General features: G+C 61.0%; 10 protein-coding genes. 6 read left to right on the top strand and 4 right to left on the bottom strand.

The window, feature by feature from the left end:
- Nucleotides 1–29 precede the first annotated feature (29 nt).
- The 4 genes from ACVWYQ_RS14580 (at nucleotide 30) to ACVWYQ_RS14595 (ending at nucleotide 8,476) form a co-directional block, all read left to right on the top strand.
- The gene (locus tag ACVWYQ_RS14580; protein ID WP_404543476.1) at nucleotides 30–1,298 is read left to right on the top strand and encodes a glycosyltransferase family 4 protein; all 1,269 of its coding nucleotides are present in this window, start codon (nucleotides 30–32) and stop codon (nucleotides 1,296–1,298) included.
- Entirely contained in the window at nucleotides 1,295–2,686 is a 1,392-nt protein-coding gene (locus tag ACVWYQ_RS14585) for a hypothetical protein (RefSeq protein WP_456725728.1), read from the top strand. Before ACVWYQ_RS14580 ends, ACVWYQ_RS14585 begins: the two co-directional genes overlap by 4 nt.
- Before the next feature lie 532 nt (nucleotides 2,687–3,218).
- Nucleotides 3,219–7,127: an RHS repeat protein gene (locus ACVWYQ_RS14590; protein ID WP_456725729.1), complete on the top strand. Its 3,909-nt coding sequence runs from the start codon at nucleotides 3,219–3,221 to the stop codon at nucleotides 7,125–7,127.
- A gap of 224 nt (nucleotides 7,128–7,351) precedes the next feature.
- On the top strand, nucleotides 7,352–8,476 hold the full coding sequence (locus tag ACVWYQ_RS14595) for an acyltransferase family protein (RefSeq protein ID WP_271538490.1): 1,125 nt from the start codon (nucleotides 7,352–7,354) through the stop codon (nucleotides 8,474–8,476).
- A gap of 25 nt (nucleotides 8,477–8,501) precedes the next feature.
- On the opposite strand, the gene ACVWYQ_RS14600 is transcribed toward ACVWYQ_RS14595, so the two are convergent.
- Nucleotides 8,502–9,983, bottom strand: coding sequence for a lipopolysaccharide biosynthesis protein (locus tag ACVWYQ_RS14600; protein ID WP_271538492.1), 1,482 nt, complete (start codon nucleotides 9,981–9,983; stop codon nucleotides 8,502–8,504).
- Nucleotides 9,984–10,092: 109 nt separating this feature from the next.
- Here ACVWYQ_RS14600 and ACVWYQ_RS14605 point away from each other — a divergent pair, with 109 nt between their 5' ends.
- Together ACVWYQ_RS14605 and ACVWYQ_RS14610 are read left to right on the top strand one after the other, a co-directional pair.
- Nucleotides 10,093–10,926, top strand: coding sequence for a polysaccharide pyruvyl transferase family protein (locus ACVWYQ_RS14605; protein ID WP_271538494.1), 834 nt, complete (start codon nucleotides 10,093–10,095; stop codon nucleotides 10,924–10,926).
- 1 nt (nucleotide 10,927) lies between these two features.
- Nucleotides 10,928–12,043 (top strand): glycosyltransferase family 4 protein, encoded by a 1,116-nt coding sequence (locus ACVWYQ_RS14610; protein ID WP_157286758.1) that lies wholly within the window; start codon nucleotides 10,928–10,930, stop codon nucleotides 12,041–12,043.
- A gap of 17 nt (nucleotides 12,044–12,060) precedes the next feature.
- Here ACVWYQ_RS14610 and ACVWYQ_RS14615 read toward each other — a convergent pair whose 3' ends face one another.
- Genes ACVWYQ_RS14615 through ACVWYQ_RS14625 form a run of 3 tightly spaced genes read right to left on the bottom strand, consistent with a single transcriptional unit; the run spans nucleotide 12,061 to nucleotide 15,602 of the window.
- Nucleotides 12,061–13,152 (bottom strand): acyltransferase family protein, encoded by a 1,092-nt coding sequence (locus ACVWYQ_RS14615; protein WP_225151646.1) that lies wholly within the window; start codon nucleotides 13,150–13,152, stop codon nucleotides 12,061–12,063.
- A complete protein-coding gene (locus tag ACVWYQ_RS14620; RefSeq protein WP_271538497.1) occupies nucleotides 13,149–14,255 on the bottom strand; it encodes an acyltransferase family protein in 1,107 nt (368 codons plus the stop codon). The genes ACVWYQ_RS14615 and ACVWYQ_RS14620 overlap by 4 nt, the downstream gene beginning before the upstream one ends.
- Before the next feature lie 9 nt (nucleotides 14,256–14,264).
- Nucleotides 14,265–15,602 (bottom strand): hypothetical protein, encoded by a 1,338-nt coding sequence (locus ACVWYQ_RS14625; protein ID WP_271538499.1) that lies wholly within the window; start codon nucleotides 15,600–15,602, stop codon nucleotides 14,265–14,267.

Genomic DNA, 15,602 nt, shown 5'->3' on the forward strand with positions numbered 1-15,602 from the left:
CGCGATTTTGCAAAACATGAGGTTCAGTGATGAAAGTTCTTTTGACGTCCACGCTTTATCCGACGCCTCAGGCCCCTAAGATCGTCGGCGGTGCAGAGATCTTCGCACGGCGCTTCGCCGAAGGCCTGGTGCAACGCGGAGACGAGGTCGAGGTGATCCGGGCCGCATCGTCTCCTGGGCAGGAGCGCGAAAGCTGCAACGGCATCAACGTCTATTCCGCGCCGGTCCAGAACATCTACCGGCCCTTCACGGAGCAGAAGAACGCCGTCTTGCGCAGCATCTGGCATGCTGTCGACGACTGGCAGATGCAGGCGCCGCTGATCGCGGAACGCATCCGGGCCTTCAAGCCGGACGTGCTGCACTCCAACAATCTGTCCGGTCTGACCACCGCGATCTGGCGCGTTGCCGCCCAGCTCGGCGTGCCGGTGCTGCACACGCTTCACGACTATTATCTGACCTGTCCGCGCTGCTCGCGCTTCGACAAGGGACGCTCCTGCGAGCACACCTGCACGAGCTGCAGCATCCTGACCTTCCATCGCAAGCGGGCGACGCATTGGCTCAGCGCCGTGGTCGGCGTGAGCGAGCGCGTGCTGTCCATTCATACCGACATGGGCATGTTCGCGGAGACGCCGATCCGCACCGTGATCCGCAACGCCTCGACCGAGCCGCCGCGCGAGCCCTACCCTCGCCCGGTCTGCACCACGGAAGTGACGTTCGGGTTCATCGGCCGGCTCACTGAGGAGAAGGGCATTGACAATCTGATGCGGGCACTTGCCATGCTGCCCCGGGATCGCATCCGGATGCTGATCGCCGGTCGCGTCAGCGACGAGGAACAACGGCGCCTCAGGGCGCTCGCGCCGGATGCGCGTATCGAGTTCATGGGATTCGTGGTGCCGGACGATTTCTACAAGCAGGTCGACGTGGTGATTGCCCCCTCGATCTGGCACGACCCTGGTCCGCTCGTCGTCGCCGACGCCAAGGCGGCCGGCAGGCCGCTGCTCGGAACGCGCTTTGGCGGCATGCCCGAAGTGATCGAGCATGGCGTGACCGGCTGGCTGACTGAAGCCGATCCTCGATCCTTGGCCGACAGCATGCTCGCAGTCGCCTCCGATCCGCACAAGATCGACGAGATCAGCCGGCGCCTGATCGCGGATACCAACAAATGGATATTTGCCGACGTGCTGTCGTCATACAAGAATCTGTATGAACAATTGCGCGAGCAGCGAATGTCGCGCGTGCGCGCAGCAACGACTGAAGCGCCGCGGGCCGTCGGCAAGGAGCGCCTCATTCCGAGATGACACGCCTCTTCGCGATGGCGGGCTACCTCTATCAGAGCGCCGCGGCGATCATCCTGATCTTCGCGATCAGTCATCTGTTGCCCGCCGCCGACTACACCAATTTCTCGTTGGCACTGGCCTCGAGCCAGTTGCTCTGCGTCCTGATGTTCGAGTGGCTGCAGCTCGCCGGATTGCGTTTCCTGGCAGCAGCCGGGGAGAACGAGGCGGCGCGGCTGAGGTGGTCGCTCTTTGCCGCGGGCCTGTCGAGCGCAGGCGCGCTCGTCGTGGTCGGCGGCTGCGCATCTCTGGCCAGCGTGCTCCCGGCCGGGATCATCGCGCTGGGCCTCGGCATCTCCGTGCTTCAGGGCCTGACCGACCTTTATTTGCTGTCGGTCCGCCTGTCCGACCGGCTGGGTGTCGCCTCCTCTCTCCTGGCGTTTCGCGCTACCGCCCTTCTGACCGGAGCCGCCGCGGGTGCGGCGATTTGGGGAACGGCGGAAGCGGCGCTGCTCGGCGTCAGTGCGGGCCACGCCCTGGGCCTGCTCGCGGGGCTGGTGGCCTATCGCACCCCCCTGGAGCGCGTTCCGCTGCGGACGATGCTGGCCGACTGGAAGGATTTCTCCCGCTACGGCATGCTGGCGGCGGGTGCGTCCGTCATCCATCTCTCGGTGCCGGTGCTGCTCCGCTTCATCATCATCGGCCGGCTGGGCGCGACGGGCGCCGGCGCCGGATTTTCGATCGCGCTCGACCTGCTGCAACGCCCGTTCTGGGTCCTCAATGCAGCGATCCACACCGTGAGCTATCCCGATGTCGTGAAGGATTTCGAGCACGGAACCGTCATGAGGTCGGTGCAATCGACGCGGCGGATGTTCGAGTTCATGGTCTGCACGACCCTCGTGCTGCTCGGCGGTCTCGTCGGCTTCATTCCGGATGCAGCCCGTATCCTGGTGCCGCGGGAGAGCCTTGATGGCTTCCTGACGACGGCACCTGTTGTGGCCGTCTTCTATTTCCTGCACACGCATCTCCAGGCGACCGTCGCGGTCGTTCCGCACCTGGAGAAGCTCGCAACGAGGCTCGTGATCGTTGCGGCCGGCCAGCTCGCGATCGTCGCTGCCGTCGCGCTGGCCGCGGCATGGGCCGGCCTGTCGCCGCAACAGGCGGTCGGCTGCGCTTGCCTCGCCACGCTCGCGACGATCGTGGTTGCGCTCGGTCCGACCCTGCGGTTCGAGGCATTCCCGCGCTGGTCACTGGTCGCGCAGGCGATGGTGGCCGCCGTCCTGATCGGATCACTCGGCGCGATGCCGACCGAGCCCGCGACATGGCTTGCCGGCAAGATCTTGATCGCCGGAATCGCGACAGCCGTCATCGGTTGGCGCGGAGATTTTCTGATGTTGGCCCGCCGCGACTAATTCGCCGCACCGGCATGGATCGGAACGCAGCGTGCGAGCAACTGAGCCGTTGGGCCACCGCGCTGATTCAGTTCCTGGACGGAACCATTGCGCCTCCCCGGTCCAACCAAATGGCAATATCCGGGAAAATACGGACGCAACCAACGCGATAGAATCTGTCAACTTACTCGCCCGTGAAAATGGCATCTGCCGGGTCCCTGTGCAATCCGATGACGCAGACGAAGAGTCGCACCCCAGCGCCGCGTTCGTATGACACGCTCTCAAGCCGAAGCGTTGGATCGAACTCGCACCGCTTGCGCATATATTTAGCAGCGTGAATCGTGGAAATCTTGAAAGCGCCTTTCTCACGCCATCCTGCACGGGCATCGCATCAGCATTCTGCTGCAACACGAGTCGAGCTGTTCCTGCGCAAGGAACCGCATTTCACTCGCGATTTGTAGCTTCGATTTTTATCTGAAATTCACACTCGACAGAGAAGCTTCGACGCAAATCCCTGCGAGCAATTTCGTTCGCGCTCAAACTCGAGTTTGCAATGTCTGATCAAACCATCCTGTCCGCCAGCGGCTTCATCAACTCCATCGGCGTCAATACGCACGCCGGTTTCGGATGGACCGGCTACAACAACCTCGCGCTGATGGCCGACAGCCTCGAATATATCGGCGTCACCCATCTCCGCGACGCGATGGGGACGAGCCCCGCTGCGCAACCGGTGGTCGAGGGCCTCGCCGCGGCCGGTTACAAGTTCGACTTCTTGGTCTCCTCCGCCCTGCCGCAGACGGGGACGGCCGGACTTCAGAAGTACATCGACTCGCTCGAGAAGTTCGCGGCGACCCACGCGGGCAGCATCAGCGCCATCGAGGGTCTCAACGAGGCCAATCACCAGCCCTTCAGCTACAATGGCAGCTCCAGCCTCTCGGCCGCGGCTCAGTTCCAGAGCGCGCTCTATCAGGCCGTCAATTCCAACGCGGCGCTCGCCAGCATCCCCGTCTACAATCTGTCATTGGCCTACAACGATCCGCAAGGCTACAGCCAGCTCGGCAACATGTCGGGCTCGGTCGACTATGCCAACGCCCACGCCTATGTCAGCACCGGCCTCAATCCGAGCAACTCCATTGCGGCGACGCTGAGCGCCGTCATGGGCGCGGCACCGGGAAAGCCCGTCGTCATCACGGAAACCGGTTATACCACGCAAAACAATACCCAGTATCTCGGCGTCAACGAGACGGTGCAGGCCAAATCGATCCTGAACACGCTGGTCGTCGCCTACAAGGCCGGCGCGAGCGCGACTTACCTCTACGAGCTGTTCGACCGCGACTCGTCTGCCGCCAACACCAATCCCGAAGCCAATTTCGGCCTGTTCAACTCCGACGGCACGCCCAAGCTCGCCGCGACGGCGATTCACAACCTGACGACCATTCTGGCCGACGACGGCAAGGGCGGCCTGCAGCCGACTGACCCATTGAACTACACGCTGAGCAACATGCCGGCCACCGGCAACAGCATGGTGCTCGGCAAGAGCAATGGCGCCTACGAACTCGTCGTCTGGGCCGAGCCGAAGCTCTGGAACGATGCCACCGATACCGAGCTGTCCAATGCGGCCCAGACGGTGACGGTGAACCTCGGCGCCGTCCATCATACCGTGAAGGTGTACGACACGCTGACCGGCACCACAGCGATCGCCAGCTACACCGACGTCAGCACCATCACCATTCCGGTCAGCGATCACCCGGTGATCATCGAGATCGACGCGCCCCCGACTACGCCGCCCGCCCCGGACACAAGGACCAGCGTCACCGGAACGGCTGCGGAGATCGTGCCGCAACTGTCCGATCTGAGCGACTCGACGGCGCTGCAGACAATCACCCTGACCGACTCCCACGTCCTGCAGGTCGCCTCGAAAGCGACCATGGACTACATGATCGCCCATTACGGCAACGCGCTGTCCAAGATCCAGGGCGGATATACGTTCTCGGTAACGAACTCGGCGGCGACCTGGACCAGCACGAAGACTTACGATTCGAGCGGCAAGCTGCTCTCGAAATCCGACACCGGCCTCAATTCAAGCGGACAGCCGACCTCGACCACCATCGTCCACAGCGACGGCTCCAAAGACGTGATCAGCTACACCGGCGGCGTGCAGACGAAATTCGTTCATGTCGGAACCGACGCAACCCGGACAACCGACACCTACAACACGGCCGGCACCCTGCTGAGCGAAGTCGTCCAGAAGTCCGACGGCTATTACTCCACCACGCTCTACACGAACGGCGTGAAGACAGCCGCCTATGTCAAGAACGCGGACCGCTCGCAGGACAACTATACCTACAACATCACGGGCAAGAGCTTCACCACCCAGGTGCAGCACCTCGACGCCTCCGGGAAGGTCACCTCGGTGATCCGCAGCCACGCCGACGGCACGCTGGACTCGACCCAGGTCTACAATAGTGACGGCAGCAGCGTGATCACGTTGTACAGCGCTACGGGAGTGAAACTGATCGAGACCGCCTACCATGCCGATCGCAGCAAGGATGTCTGGACGTACAACATCAAGGGCCAGAACTATACGACCCAGCACGACGTTTACGATTCGACCGGATTCCTCACGACCCTGACGCGCCTGCATGCCGACGGCAGCCTGGCCTTCGAGCTGATGCAAACCGCCGACGGCACCAAGACGACCAACTGGTACAATGCCGCCGGCAGCCTCACCAGCGAGGTGGTCCAAAAGGCCGACGGCTTCACCTCGACAACCCTCTACAGCAACGGCGTCAAGACTAAAGCCTATATCAAGAACGCCGACGGCAGCCTGGACAACTATGCCTTCGGCATCACCGGCCAGAGCTACACCACGCTGATCCAGCACATCGATCCGTCCGGCAAGGTCACGTCCGTCACCCGCAAGCACGCGGATGGCACGCTCGACTATACCCAGGTCGTCAACAACGACGGGAGCAGCGTCGTCACCATCTATGACTCGACGGGAGTACGGACGAAGCAATCCGAGTACCACGCTGATGGCAGCAAGGACGTCTTCCTCTACAACATCACCGGCCAGAACTACACGACCGAACACAATGTCTACGATGCAACCGGCTTTCTCACGACGCTGATCCGGAAGCACGCGGACGGCAGCATGGCGTTCAAGCTGGTGCAGAGCAAGGACGGGACCAAGACGACGGACTGGTACGATGCCAAGGGGGTCCTCACCAGCGAGGTGATCACGAAGGCCGACGGTTACAGCTCGACAACGGTCTATACCAACGGCCTGAAAACTGCGGCCTACATCACCAATGCCGACCTGAGCCAAGACAATTACACCTACAACATCACCGGCCAGAGCTATGCCACGCAGCACCAGCATCTCGATCCGACCGGCAAGACGACGGAGGTGACCCGCTGGCACGCCGACGGCACGCTCGACTATACCCAGGTCGTCGGCAGCGATGGTGGCAGCGTCGTGACCAATTACGACGCTGCAGGCCTCAAGAAGACACAAACCGACTATCACTCCGACGGCTCGAGGGATGTCTATCTCTTCAACGTCGTCGGTCAGAACTACACGAAAGAGCACGATACCTACGATACCACCGGTTTCCTGACGCACATCGTGCGGACCCACGCCGACGACAGCCTGGCATTCACCCTTGTGCAGAGCGCCGACGGCACCAAGACCTCGGGCTGGTATGACGCCAAAGGAATTATCACCAGCGAGGTGACGACCAAGAGCGACGGCTACAGTTCCACCACGGTCTACACCGGCGGTATCAAGACCGCTGCCTATATCAAGAACGCCGACGGCACGTCGGACAACTGGAACTACAACATCACAGGCCAGTCCTACACGACGCAGCACCAGCACCTCGATGCCTCGGGCAAGATCGTCGAGATCACAAGGACCCACGCCGACGGCACTCTGGACTATACGCAAGTCATCAACAATGACGGCAGCAAGCTGACCGACATCTATAACAGCGCCGGCATCAAGACCCAGGAGATCGCCAGCCACGCCGACGGCTCGAGGGACGTCTTCCTGTTCAACTTCAACGGACAGGCCGGCGTCACGCAGCACGAGAGCTACAACACCGCCAAGGCGCTCGAGTTCATCGATCAGACCAAGTCCGATGGCACCCACAACGTCACGGCCGTCGCCAGCGGCGTGACGATCCAGGGCGGGGCCGGCAATGACGTGTTCTCGGCGGCGCCGAACTCGACGACCATCGCGTACGACCACGGCCAGGACCAGATCCTCAACTTCCAGGCCGGCAGCGGGACGACGCACGACACGATCGCGATCTCGAAACTGCTGGCGGAGGACTACAGCCAGCTCCAGATCACGCAGTCCGGCACGAACGCGCTCATCACTTTCTCGGCGACCGATTCGATCCTGCTGAAGAACGTCTACGTCTCCAGCCTGACCAGCCACGACTTCGTGTTCGTCTAAGCACGGCGAAATCTGCCCAAACGGGCGCCAACAGCGCTAAGGGAGCCGGGACCGAGCAGGGTCCCGGCTCTGTTCGTTTGTCGCCTGCCTCATCGATGAGCAGAGCTGACTCCCATTCGCAATTGGATAGGCCCCATGAATTCGGGCGGGCCGCCGCGCTTGCGAACTTGCGTCACAATTCGACTCTAGAAGGGAAACGAACCGCGCAAGGACTCCGAGGCCCGATGGAAGCCAGTGAAGCAAGACGTTTTGTCGTTCTCGACTTCTACCGCTTCGTCGCCGCGCTCGGGGTCTTCATCTTCCACCTGAAGCTGATCGACAAGGGCATCTCACCGGCCTGGAACGGGTCCTATGGCCTGTTCGTGGACATGTTCTTCATCCTGTCCGGCTTCGTGATCTCCTATTCCTATCCTTCAAGCTCGACCGGCCTGCGCTCCTATGCGCGCTTTCTCGTTAGGCGGATCGCGCGGATCTACCCCTTGCATCTGCTCACCTTGTTGATATTCGCCGTGCTTGCTCTCATCGGCATATCCGGTCCGACCTCGCACGCGAGCTGGACGGATTTCATTCAAAACCTCTTCCTCGTGCAGGCGTGGGGTATCACAGATCATCTCAGCTTCAACTCGCCGGCTTGGTCCATCAGCGCCGAGCTGTTCTGTTACCTATTATTCCCATTGTTCATGCTGCTGGCCGGGAAGATCTCGCCGCTGATGCTCGCGATCATCGTCGCGCTCTCTTACGGCATCCTTGCCCATGCTCACCTGCCGATCTGGCAGGAACGCTCACAGATGTACGGGGCAACTTTCGATTTCGGGATGTTACGGGCGCTTCCGAGCTTCCTGAACGGGATTCTCCTAACCGTCCTGTTCAGGCTCTCGAGCGACTATCGCAAGAAGCCGGTTGCATTCGCCGGAATAGCGCTGTTTGCCGTCTCGATCCTGGTTCTCAACTTCTTTGCCAAGCCCGACCTTGCAATCATACTGTTCTCTCTCGCGATCCTCGTCACTGCCACGGGAGAAAGCGCCTTCGCGCGGTTTCCCGGCTCCGATTGGCTCGGCCGCCTCGGCAACACGTCATATGCCATCTACATGGTGCACGAAGTGCTGTTGATCCTGCTCTTCAAGCCGGCCTGGCACTATTTCGGACTTCAGCCAAGCATGTTTCCGGTGTTTGCATTGGTCTGCTGCATCGTTCTGACCGTCGTTGCCGACGTGACATATCGCTACGTCGAAGATCCCGCTCGAAGATTGATCAACCGGCTTGCGCCTGGCGGGGCAAGATCAGCCCGCGTCCCGAAGCCCGAGCCGCTCGGTCTTGCCGAGGCCAGACAGGCGGCCAACGCAAGCTAGCTGGTGCGTGCAAGCCGAATTCTGGCTAGGTCTTAGACGATCGCCGCACACGACCCCAGACTTCCTGGCATATCCGCACCACGGCCGGCCGGGCGACCGCCATGACAACGGCAAGATAGACCGAAGAACCAAGCAGCACGAGCGCGGCGAGACGCAGCCATGGCGACGCGGCCGGCATGGTTACGGAGGCAGCAACGACTGCGCATGCCATCACCGCGGAGCCCGCAAGTGCGGGCATCAGCGCCGCGGCATAGGGCCTGATGCCGAGCGACAAGATCCGCATCGAGGCTCCGGCGGATAGCGGATACAGCAACAAGGCGCGAACGACATAGCCGACAGCGATCGCGATAAGGCCAAATGGCGCAGCGAGGATGAAGATCGTTATGTTCGAAACCGCGTAGATCAGCGTCAGCCAAGTCTGCCAGTGCGGTTTGCCGAATGCCAGGATCACCGAGTGATTGTAGAGGCCGATCGTGGTCAAGAACCCGGTGATCGACATGATCGCGAGCAGAGGGGCGGCCTCGCCCCACTTGGATCCGAAGAAACCGACGATGAGATCCGGCGCCAGAGCCGCTATCCCCGCGAAAAGCGGGGCTGTCAGCAGTGACGTGTATTTGACGAAGTCGACCAGCGTCGAACGCGATGCTTCCCGGTCATGCTGGAGGCCAGCGATGGTCGAAAAGAACACGCGGTTCAACGCATTCCCGATCACGGTACTCACGGCGTTGACCAGGCGCTTGGCAAGGCTGTAGAAGCCCGCGCCGGCGGCGCCGGTATACCAAGTGACGAAAATCAGATCGGAATTGGCATTGGCAAAGTTCGTGATTCCCGTCAGTGCCACGTAGCGCGCATAACTCAGGAGATCGATGACAGCCTGCCGGCTGACCCGGAGCCGAGGGCGCCAGGGCGTCAGGATCCAAAGGCTGACCAGCGAGATCAACGAAGTCGAGACGAGCTGTCCGACCAGCGCAACGACCCCGTAACCCTGTATCGCCAGCGCGATCCCTACCGCCCCGCCGATAGAGATTGAAGAAAGCGAGCGGATGGCGAGGGATCGAAAGAGTTGATTGCGCGTCAGCCAGGCTTCGTGCGTCCGTGACAGGCCTTGCACAGCCACCACGATGCAAAATCCCTTGAGAACGATGGCAATATCCGAAAGACCCGAGAATCGTTCGATGGCGCCGCTCGAGGCGAACAGTGCGAGTGCTGCAAACAAGGAGAGGCCCGCGATGAGCCAAAACGAGGCAGTGTAATCCTCATCCTTCGGATCGGGACGCGCCTGGACGGCAATCGCGATGCTCTCGATCAGGACTGCCCTGCAGAACTCGAGCGCCAGCGCTCCCGTTGCCACGATGCCGAGAATCTGCGGCGACAGCAGCCGCGCCATGATCATGTAGATTGCGAGCGTGAGCGCCTGCCCGACCGCGGAATCGAGCGCCGACCAAATGACGCCCGAAACGATCGAGCGCGGCTTGATAATCTCGTGGCGCAATTGGAAGCCTGTCACAATTCGGGGTTAGGTCGACAACCGTCGATGAGCCATTGGCTGCTATGGTCCAATAGTCGCCTTGTTTACGAGGACACTACGGCAAGAAAGCAGCTACATCCGAGGCAGCATGAATTTTCGAGGCAATCTACGACGGCTGATCAACGAGGTCGGCTGCGACTTTATTCATCAACTGCCCTATCCGCACGTGGACTTGTTCTTCTGGCGTCCCGACGACGGAACGATCAATTTCGGTGATCATCTTTCGATCGTTGTCGTTGACCATCTCTTGCGGCAATTCGGCTATACGCTCGCCGATGAGGTGCCGCGGCAAGCGCGCTTGTTCGCGATCGGCTCCGTGCTCCACTACGCGCGAAATGGCGATGTGATCTGGGGAAGCGGCGTAAACGGACGCCCCGGCCAAGGTGACCTCAACCACCGCGTGCAGAATTTGGACGTGCGAGCGGTGCGCGGCCCCCGTACCCGGGAAGTTCTGCAGCGCCGGGGCATCGCGGTTCCCGAAGTGTTCGGAGATCCGGCGTTGCTACTTCCTCAGCTGTTTCCAAATCGTTTTCGCCCTACTGCCAAGAAGCCGTGGGTGTTTGTTCCGAATTTGCACGATTTGAGTCTCGTCGACCCTGGCGCCGATACGGTGGTCTCACCGCTGGGATCCTGGAACCGGCGAATTGACGCCATTCTCGAAGCTGAACTGGTTCTGGCCAGCTCGCTCCACGGCATCATCGTCGCCGAGGCATTCGGGATACCGGCTCGATACGTACGGCTGAGCAGCGGAGAGGCCGAGTTCAAGTATCATGACTATTATGAGGGCACCGGCCGGTTCGCCGTCGAGTTTGCGACGAGTATTGACGAAGGTCGCGAGATGGGGGGAGCTGCGCGCCTCAACTTTGATCATCGTGCCTTGATGAGTGCATTCCCGATCGACCTCTGGAGCGGAAAGAACTAACATGGCCAAGCGCCTCCGCGTGGCCATCTACGCGCCGCATTTTGCGGAATATTCCTACCGCCTCGCATCGGGATTGGCGCATCATTGCGACGTTCGGCTTGTGCTCAACCGCAAAGACGCGAACCAGCAATGGGAGCTTGCCGATATCGCCGTGACGGCGCCGTTCGAGACACGGATTCGCGACCTCAGTCTGCGGCGCGGCGGCGCAATCGGCATCCCTGCCTCGTTCATCGACATAATTTCCTTCCGCCCGGACGTGATCCATTGTCACGAAGTTCCCGAGATCTACACGTCCAAGCTGATTCAGCTCCTGCGTCCGCTCGGCATTCCCTTGGTACTGACCGTTCACGATGCTATCCCGCACTCGGAGGGCGGCTCCGGCACCTCGCCCCGTGAAGATGCCTGGCGCGGGCGCATGCGTGCGGCCGCCTCGATCGTCACGACGCACGGCGAGAGCTGCATTGCCGATTTTCATCGCGCCTCGCCCGACTTCAAGGGCGAGACGGTTTCCAGCATGCACGGCGTGCTGATGGTTCCGCCGGACAAAAGCTCGTTCACCGAGCCCGAATCCGGACGCATCCTGTTTTTTGGACGGATGTGGGCTTACAAGGGCCTCGACGTCTTCATCGACGCGATCGACATGTTGGCCCAGCGCGGCGTCACGCATGAAGCGATCGTCGCCGGGCGCGGCCCCGAGATGACACGGCTCGGCGCCCGGATGGAGGCAATGCCGACGGTCAAGACCATCAATGCCTACATTTCGCCTGCGGATACCGGACGTCTATTTCAATCTGCTACGGTGGTTGCCTTGCCCTACAAGGATGCATCACAAAGCGGGGTGCTCGCATCCGCCTATGGGAATGCGCGTCCCGTCGTCGCCAGCGCCACCGGTGGCATTCCCGACGTCGTGACGGACGGCGTCAATGGTCTCCTGGTTCCTCCCGGCGATGCCACTGCGCTCGCCGATGCACTCGAGCGCGTGCTGACGTCGAATTCACTCGCCGCAACGTTGGCTGACGGCGCGCGGCAGACCGCGGCCGGCCCTCTGAACTGGGACCACATTGCCGAACGGTTGCTTGGATCCTATCACAGGCTCGCCGGTCGTACCGTGAAGTGAGCGCGACACGCGCTCTCTCAAGCCGATTGCCCCACTTTCAGCGGTCGAAAGAACGTGCTGCGGAACGCGCCGTCCAGCAAGCGCCTCAGCCGGACCTCGATCAGTTCATAGCTGATCGCACTTGCAGCCAATGACATCACCAGCCCAAGTCCGATGAAAGCCGCCCATAGCAGCCAGCGGTCGACGCCGGCGGCAACCAGCTTCAGGCCAACCACTTGCAAGGGGAAGAGCACGAAGGGGTGCACGAGATAGAGGCTGTAGCTGATCTTGCCGATATATTGGAGCGCCGGCGTGCTCAGGGCCTTCCCGAGGCCAGATTCCGGGGCGAGCACCATGGCGAACAGCAGAAATCCGGGAATGAGGCCCACGAACGGATGAAACAGCACCAGGCTCGCATACAGCGCGGCCCCGCAGACGAGCCCTGCGACCAGACCGAGCCGTCCGGGAATGGAAATGCGAAATCCCGTCGCGCTGAACAGCATCCCGATGCAGAAGAACGCGGTGATAGGCCAGCGCATCAGGCAGGCCACGCCCAGCAGGATCAGAGGCGCAGCCAGCAGCCTACCGCCGGCGCGCCACATCGAGAATGTCAGCGCAAACCAGATGTAGAACGCCCACTCATAGGTCAGCGTCCAGGCATTCTGCTGGGCAATGGGCAGGCCGAGCGCGTCCTGCACGAAGAACAGGTTGGCCGCAAAGATCCCGAGATAGCTGGTGAGATCGATGCCGCGGAAGAATTTGTAGGCCACGATCGGCCCGATCGCGAACAGCGCAAGATGCAGCACGACGAACACTGGCATGATGCGCAGGACGCGGTCGAAGAAGAACCGCGACAGCGAACCGTGGCGTATCAGACTGGCCGGGATCAGGAAGCCGCTGATCATGAAGAACAGCTCGACACCGTGCCCGCCGACATTGATCACCGACTGCAGCCAGGGCCAGAGCGGCGGCAGAAAACCGGGATTGGGGATGTCGTACATGCCTGCCTTCGGCATGTCGTAGAAATGATCCATCAGCACGCTCAGCGCCGCGATGGCACGAAGGCCCTGGACCGAAGGAAGGAACGATCCATCATAGGCGGCGCCCGGCTGGTGAGGTGCCTTGATCACTCTGCGGCACCCTGGGTGCTGAGCACTGGCTCGAGGACGACAGGCTTTCTTCGCGCGGAGCGGAATCTTTGCCCGAAGGAAATGCTGGGCTTCTCGATGAACGTGTATGTCATCCAACTGACGAGGATCGACAATGCCAGGATGACGACCAGGAAGATCGACCATCCGAGGGGTCCGTCGCCGAACCATACCAGGCGATGGACGTAGACAATCGCGAACGGCGACATCAGATAGACCGAATAGCTGATCACGCCGACGAATGCCATCGGGCGCCAGGCCATCCGTTCGCCGAACACGGCAAAGCCGATGAAGACAACCGCCGCGCAGATATAGGCCGATCCGATCGAATAACTGTAGAAGAAATTCTCCTGATACACGCCGCCGAACCGGCGGTCGGACAGGGTGGCGGCGAAGACCGCATACAGAAGCGTGCAGACGGTCACATGCGTCCACCGCAGCTTGCCGCCAATGACGGTGTCGCGGATGATCTTGCCCAGGAACATCGCCGATAGGTTCAAGCCGACCTCCATCACCGAGGAGACTGCCCTACTCTCAACGAAAAGTGCAGCTGTGGTTCCCACCAGCGCGGCGGCAACGACGATGGTCACCGCCGTGAAGCGCCGGTTGAGCAGCCCCATCGCAAAGAGAATGGTGCATCCGACGTAAAACAAAAGTTCGATCGCCAGCGTCCAATAGAATACCCAGAGATTCGGGACGTTCACGAAAGTCTGCAACATCGTCACGTTAGCGGCGATCTGCCCCAGCGGAAAACTCTTCGAATCCAGCAGCTGCACCGACACGAGCCCGACAACGATCGAAGTCCAATAAGCCGGATAGAGCCGGAAGAAGCGGCTGATCGTAAAATCCCGCACAGGCGTGGCGCTGTCCGGGAAGCTGAACGGAATGACGAAGCCGCTCACGAAGAAGAACAACACGACGCCGAACCGGCCAAAGTTCATGTAGTAGCCGAATATGTCGTGGAGGGGCCCGTAATAAACACCCGTCGGGTGCTTTTCCAGGATGACCTCGAACACGTGCTGGACCAGGACGGCCAGCACGGCAATGCCGCGCAGCGTGTCGATGAATGCGAGCCGTTTATGCATAGTTCGTTCTCACCTGCTTCCGCTCGCCGCCGGTACATCCGGGCGGAAGCCTTCTAATGACGGCATCGGTGGCCGTACGATGATTGGCACGGCGTCGCCCGCCCGCGCCGTGGCGGCGCGCCGCGAGAACACTTCGCTGAAGCTCAACGCGATGATCAGCAGGCCGGACGCCGGGCCGTAATTCAGAACGGTGATCGTGAACAAGTTGACGACGAAGATCAGCGTCAGCTTGTAGACGTCGGTCGTGCCGAACGTCGCCCGGAATACCATCACCATGAATGCGACGAACGGGAGTCCGAACATCAGATACGTGCCGATGTAGAAATTGTCGACGGGAACCCAGAAGGGGGCGAGCGGCGAGAACAGCTTCTGCGGATAGTTGAAGCAGCCCACGCCGCAGCCAGTCACGAGACCAACGGGCATGAGCTGGCTCAGGTAGACGAACGGCAGTTGCCAGCTGTTGTTGATGCGGTCGACGATGCTGAACAGGGTCGTGTGCGGCACCGCGGCGGTACCCGAAGCGAGCACGATCATGAAGAACGGCACCAGGATCGCGGCAAACGACCACAATGCAATGTTTCGTATCGCGGAGAAGCGCGACTTCTCCGGGAGCATCCGCACGAACACCAGCAGAATCAAGTAGAGCACGAGGACGATCATGGTCGTCTTGCTGGTCGTCAGACGGATGATGTAGACCGCAAGAGAGCCGTACAGAAGGCACCAAATCGTGCTCTTACGGATCGACGTAATTGCGAAGGACACGAGTATGAAGAAGGCCGCCATGGTACTTTCGGCAGCAAAGCCCGTGAGACGCTGATCGTCACCGCCATAGGCCCACCATAAGCGACCCGCCTCACGAACGGCGCCGAAGGACTCATATTTGTATCCGACCCAGGGCATGAAGTAGAATTTCGTCAGCAGCACGCCGATCAGCGAGAGGTAGAACGTCGCGGCGATGACCGACAGCAACTTCTTGTAGGAGCCCAGACTGGTGTCGCAGAAACAAAATCCGACGAACACCGGGAGCATCATCTTAAACGACGACATCGCCGCGTTGACCGTCCCCAGCATGAAGTAGCCGAGCACCAGCGACAGCATGATCTGCACGAGGACAACTGCAGCCATGATACTGCGATTGCGCAAGATGCAATGCACGACGAACTGGACCAGGCACAGAAGCGCAATGCCATCCGGCACGAACCAAAGCGCGTCCAAATGCATGATGCTGGTGTAGTACCGCATCATACCGCCGAAGGCATCCCGGACCAGATAGGCTGCGAGCGCGATCGCCTCGATATTGAGGCTGATCAGCATCATCCTGCGGGGTTGCAGCGCGAAGGTGCTCAT

Source organism: Bradyrhizobium sp. USDA 3397 (genome assembly GCF_054060965.1).

What these genes read in the sequence shown, in the direction of transcription:
- ACVWYQ_RS14580 (WP_404543476.1), top strand. Translation starts at nt 30, where the DNA reads ATGAAAGTTCTTTTGACGTCCACGCTTTATCCGACGCCTCAGGCCCCT.
- ACVWYQ_RS14585 (WP_456725728.1), top strand. Translation starts at nt 1,295, where the DNA reads ATGACACGCCTCTTCGCGATGGCGGGCTACCTCTATCAGAGCGCCGCG.
- ACVWYQ_RS14590 (WP_456725729.1), top strand. Translation starts at nt 3,219, where the DNA reads ATGTCTGATCAAACCATCCTGTCCGCCAGCGGCTTCATCAACTCCATC.
- ACVWYQ_RS14595 (WP_271538490.1), top strand. Translation starts at nt 7,352, where the DNA reads ATGGAAGCCAGTGAAGCAAGACGTTTTGTCGTTCTCGACTTCTACCGC.
- ACVWYQ_RS14605 (WP_271538494.1), top strand. Translation starts at nt 10,093, where the DNA reads ATGAATTTTCGAGGCAATCTACGACGGCTGATCAACGAGGTCGGCTGC.
- ACVWYQ_RS14610 (WP_157286758.1), top strand. Translation starts at nt 10,928, where the DNA reads ATGGCCAAGCGCCTCCGCGTGGCCATCTACGCGCCGCATTTTGCGGAA.
- ACVWYQ_RS14620 (WP_271538497.1), bottom strand. Translation starts at nt 14,255, where the DNA reads ATGCATAAACGGCTCGCATTCATCGACACGCTGCGCGGCATTGCCGTG.
- ACVWYQ_RS14625 (WP_271538499.1), bottom strand. Translation starts at nt 15,602, where the DNA reads ATGAGCACCTTCGCGCTGCAACCCCGCAGGATGATGCTGATCAGCCTC.